The organism is Microbispora rosea (assembly GCF_900156315.1).
GTDB classification, from domain to species: Bacteria; Actinomycetota; Actinomycetes; order Streptosporangiales; family Streptosporangiaceae; genus Microbispora; species Microbispora rosea.
The window spans coordinates 1-4675 of record NZ_FTNI01000069.1; the positions used below are offsets into that span (position 1 = coordinate 1).

Below are 4675 nucleotides of genomic sequence, written 5' to 3' on the forward strand. Positions count from 1 at the left end.
TCCACCACCCCCGCCGCCAACTGGCCGGCGGCGAACTTCTCCCGCACCCGCGGCAGACGCGCCAGCTCCACCGCCAACGTCAGCAGGCGGCCCGCACCGGCGACGTTCATCCCGGCGGCGGTGCGCAGCCAGCTGCGGGTGGAGGCATGCCCATGCTGCTTGGCCCGCCCAGCACCATGCACCCGACCCACCCGATCAGCAAGCGCACAGGTGATCCGATCCCGCGCGAACAGCAAATCCTCCGCCTCGGCCAGGCAGACATCCGCATCCTCCGGCACCGGCGCCAACGCCAACGCCTGCGCCGACTCACGCAACGACCCCACCAGCACCCACGACGACCGAGCACGAGAGCGACCACCCGTATCGGCGGTATCCGCGCCGGCCCCACAACTACCGGCACCAAGGCCATCGGCACGCGGGCTGCTTGTGCTTCCGGTGCGGGGCGTGCTCTCGGCACCGGGCGCGCCGTTGCTCGTGTTCGCGCTCGTCTGCCGCGGCGGGTCGAGGTCGATGATCGGAAAGTGCTCGCGGGCCAGGGAGCCTTCGGACGACCAGAGCGGAGAATCGGCGGTCAACCGGTCCCACCAGCCGTCAGAGAAATTCGAACGACGAGAGTGATCGGAATCTGAGTCGAGCAGATCCATCACACCTCCTCACTAGATTCGAACTTCTGTTTTAATTTTTTCCTGTCGACGTCACTCTGAGCAACCGGAGGACGGGATTTGTTGGAGCCACAGGTTTGCGGAACACATGGGCGAGCCCGGCCGCGACCTCCCCAGGTGAACGACCAGAATCGTGCGGCCTCGGACGCGAGCGCTACACGCCTAGAGCCCCGATACGGTGCGGAAGTTGCGTGACCCGGGCTTCACGCCACCGCACTCTTGTCACTGCGCTCTTGAGAGAACAGCTACAACCGGTCCTGGCGGGGCAGCACCACCTCGCGGGCCAGGAGGAGCAGGGCCGCCGCGAGCGGGATGCCGAGAAGGGCCCCGACGATGCCGAGCAGCGCACCGCCGAGCAGGGCCCCGACGATGGTCGCCACGGGCGGCACGTCGACCGACGACTTGAACACCTTCGGGGAGATCCAGTAGTTCTCGATCTGCTGGTAGACGACGAAGAAGACCACACAGGCGATGCCGACCTGCACCGAGGAGAGGAAGCCCACCCCCGACGCCACCACCGCTCCGATGACCGCGCCGACCAGCGGGATCAGGTCGGTCACCGCGACGAAGATGGCCAGCGCGAGCGCGTACGGCACCTTGAGCATGGCCAGGAACAGGAAGGTCACCACGCCGGCGATCAGCGAGATGATCAGGTTGCCCGCGACGTAGCCGCCGATCTGGTTGATGATCTCGTCCCCGAGCAGGCGGACCCGGGTGCGGCGTGAGCGGGGCACGAACCGGTAGGCCGTCTCCTTGATGGAGTTGAGCGACCCGAGGAAGTAGAGCGTGAGCACGAGCACGGTGAAGGCGCTGAACAGCGCACTGATCACGATGCTCGCCACGCCGAGGAGACCGCCGAACATCTGGGTGGCCAGCCCGCCGCCCGCGACGTACTGCTGAATCTTGTCGAGGATCTGGTAGCGCTCGTCCACCGAGCGGATGAGCGGGTGATTCTGGAGCTGCTGTACGTAGTCGGGCAGGTGCTGGACGAACCCGGTGGTCTGGTCGGTGAGCGGCGGCACGACCGCGAGCCCGAAGGCCACGAAGAACGCGATGACCGACCCGAACACGATCGTGATCGCGAGGCGGCGGGACATGTTGCGCCGCTGGAGCGCCTCGACCGCGGGGTTGAGCCCGATGGCCAGGAACAGCGAGACCACGATCAGCACGATCGCCGAGCCGGCGCCGGCGATCGCCTGCACCAGGAGCCATGCGGTGAGCACGCCGAGGGCGCCGGTCAGGCCGAACATGAACGGATTGCTGCGCAGCGGGCGTCCCGGCAGGCCGAACGGCCGATCGGATGCCACGGCACCGTCGGCGCCACGAACGCCGCGGTCGCCGCGATCGACATGGTCGACATGGTCGACGCCCGGCCGGTTCACACCGTCGGGGGACGGATCGGGGGCCGCCGGGGAGCCGGACGGCTCCGGCGTCGTCTCCCCCTGGCCGGGGAGCGAGGGGAACACGCTGGAGATGCCGCTTCCTGGGGATAGACCGCTGTCGGACACGCCCCCACTGCTGCCCAATCAAGGTCACTTGACACGAATTTATCCGGACAAGTCGCCCTCTTGTCCCTGCCTGGTGAGAGCCGTCTCCCCCCAGAGCATGAGCACGGCCACGGCCGCGCCGTACGTCTGGTTGAAGCGCCCGCACCCGCCCGGCGATCCTCAGTGCTCCGCCGGCACTCTCATGACGTGACGCGCCGATGCCACGATCGGGCGGCCCAGAGCAGCGCGGCGCCGGCGAAGTAGACGGCGAAGAAAACCGCGAAGTGGACAGGGAGCCTCGGCGCGGACAGGCCCTCCGCGCCGGTGAGCGCCGTGCCGAGCAGACCCGCGACGACCAGGCCGGCTCCCGCCATGGTCGCGGCGAACGTCGAGGCTCCCGCCCTCCCGGGGCCCGGTGCCGGGCGGGGACCGCCACGTCGCTCGAACGCGCGTCGCTTGAACGCGCGCCTCTCGAAGCGGGCGAACACGGCGACGAGGACCGCCAGGGTCGCGGTCAGGAACGCGAGCCAGGGCACGCGCAGCAACAGCCAGGCGGCCGATCCCGGTGGCGGCTGAGGCAGCAGGCCGGTGACGTAGAGGGCGAGCACGGCGATCACGACCGCGGTCATGTGCCAGAGGAACACCGTCATGATCACTGAGTTGGCCGCGACGACGACCGTCCACGGGCGCGTACGGCGCAGCATGCGTCCACCGCGCTCGTGCAGGAGCAGGGCGACTCCCGTCTGCGCGACCGCGAGGGCGAGCAGCGCGAGCGTCGGCGGCGAGGTGTTCTGCAGGCGGGCGGCGGGATCGGTCACCATGCTGACCGAGTACGGCCCGGGGACGGTGAGCAGCACGAGCGCCCCCAGACCGCCCACGATCATGGGTACGGCCACCCGGGGCCGGGCGGACAGGGCTCCCTCCCGCCAGGCGATGCCGAGCTGGTAGACCGCCGCCCAGGCCAGCAGATAGTTGGCCGCGCCGATCACGCCGGGGCCGCCGAGCAGTCGCGCCGCGTCGCCGAACGCCACCGCCACCGCGAACACCGCGGGCACCGCGAGGCCCGCCCTGCGGTGCAGCGCGAGCAGGACGGGGGTGAGCAGGACGACCGTGACGTACGCGATGAGGAACCACAACGGCAGGCAGGCGAGCCAGACGCCCATGCCGACGGTGGCGGGGTCGGCGCCCAGGAGGAGCGCGATCAGGGCCGCGCCGCCCAGCGCGAGCAGGAACGCCGTCGTCGGGCGGATCAGCCGGTCGGTGCGGCACAGGAACCAGCCGATCGCGTCACCGCCCCGCCGCCGGTAGGAACCGAGTGAGGCGGCTCCCGCGAAGCCGCCCACCAGGAAGAACACCGGCATGACCTGGAACAGCCAGGTGAGCGGCCTGGCCCAGGGGACGAACGCGAGGACCGTGTCGCCACCGATGCGCCCGCGGTATGTCACCACCACGGCCAGCCAGTGTCCGAGCACCACCAGCACGATGGCGACGGCGCGCAGCAGGTCGATGTGACGGTCGCGGCCGGGCGGCGTGCGCTCCGCCACACGCCGCAGAGGCGCGGACATCTAGTCGCTCTCACGCTGCGGCTCGCTGATCGCCTTGACCACCGGCGTGAGCAGGTCGGCGCCGAGCTGGTGCATCTGGAGGAGCAGGTCGTCGAGCGTCAGCATGCCGACCACGCCCCCCTCGGCGGCCACCGGAAGCCTGCGGAAGGAGTGGCGGCGGAACGTGTCGAAGGCCACCTCGACCTCGTCGTCCGCCCGCACCATCACCACATGCTCCGACATCACCTCGCCGACCGGCGTGTCCCCGCCCTTGTCGAGGGCGAGCACGCGTACGGCGAGGTCACGGTCGGTCACGACGCCGGCGATGCCCGGCCCTTCCGACACCACGACGCAGCCGACGCCCGAGAAGTCCATGTGCCGCGCGACGTCCCGTACCGGTGTGATCGGCGGGACGACGACCACCGGCGTGGACATGACATCTTTGATCTTCATGCCGGCTCTCCCCCTCGTACGGAAGTCCGCCCCGCTTGTGACCTAATGCCCTATTTATCCCCTTAAATCCGAATAAACGTTGAGGTGGAGGTGGTCCCCATGATCACGCTGAGCATCATCAAAGCGGACACAGGGGGGTTCGTCGGCCACACCGCCGTCCATCCCCGGCTGATGGCCGAAGCAAGGCGGGAGATCGAGCGGGCGAAGTCCTCCGGACTCCTCATCGACGGCCACGTGGAAAGCTGCGGCGACGACATCTCGCTCATCATGACCCACACCTACGGCCAGGAGGCGGGGCTGATCCACTCCTTCGCCTGGGACACCTTCCAGGCGACCACCCACCTCGCCAAGGAGCTCGGCCTGTACGGCGCCGGCCAGGACCTGCTGTCGGACGCCTTCTCCGGCAACCTGCGCGGCATGGGCCCGGGCTACGCGGAGCTGGAGTTCGAGGAGAGGCCGTCGGAGCCGGTGCTGTGCTTCCTTGCGGACAAGACCGAGCCGGGCGCGTGGAACCTCCCGCTGTACAAGA

Annotated in this window: 5 protein-coding genes; 1 reads left to right on the forward strand and 4 read right to left on the reverse strand. The window is 69.5% G+C overall.

Annotated elements, in window-relative coordinates; all coding sequences use genetic code 11:
- The 4 genes from BXA11_RS42940 to BXA11_RS40940 form a co-directional block, all read right to left on the reverse strand.
- Positions 1 to 644, reverse strand: a 644-nt coding sequence (locus tag BXA11_RS42940) for a hypothetical protein (RefSeq protein WP_208865606.1), incomplete at its 3' end; no start/stop codon positions are given.
- Between the two features lie 263 nt (positions 645 to 907).
- Positions 908 to 2128, reverse strand: a complete 1221-nt coding sequence (locus BXA11_RS40930; RefSeq protein WP_239105347.1) for an AI-2E family transporter — start codon at positions 2126 to 2128, stop codon at positions 908 to 910.
- A 221-nt stretch (positions 2129 to 2349) separates the two neighbouring features.
- Positions 2350 to 3714 (reverse strand): acyltransferase family protein, encoded by a 1365-nt coding sequence (locus BXA11_RS40935; RefSeq protein ID WP_076443324.1) that lies wholly within the window; start codon positions 3712 to 3714, stop codon positions 2350 to 2352.
- On the reverse strand, positions 3715 to 4146 hold the full coding sequence (locus BXA11_RS40940; RefSeq protein ID WP_076443325.1) for a CBS domain-containing protein: 432 nt from the start codon (positions 4144 to 4146) through the stop codon (positions 3715 to 3717).
- A 99-nt stretch (positions 4147 to 4245) separates the two neighbouring features.
- Here BXA11_RS40940 and BXA11_RS40945 point away from each other — a divergent pair.
- On the forward strand, positions 4246 to 4675 hold a 430-nt coding region (locus BXA11_RS40945; RefSeq protein WP_143734825.1), incomplete at its 3' end, for a fructose 1,6-bisphosphatase.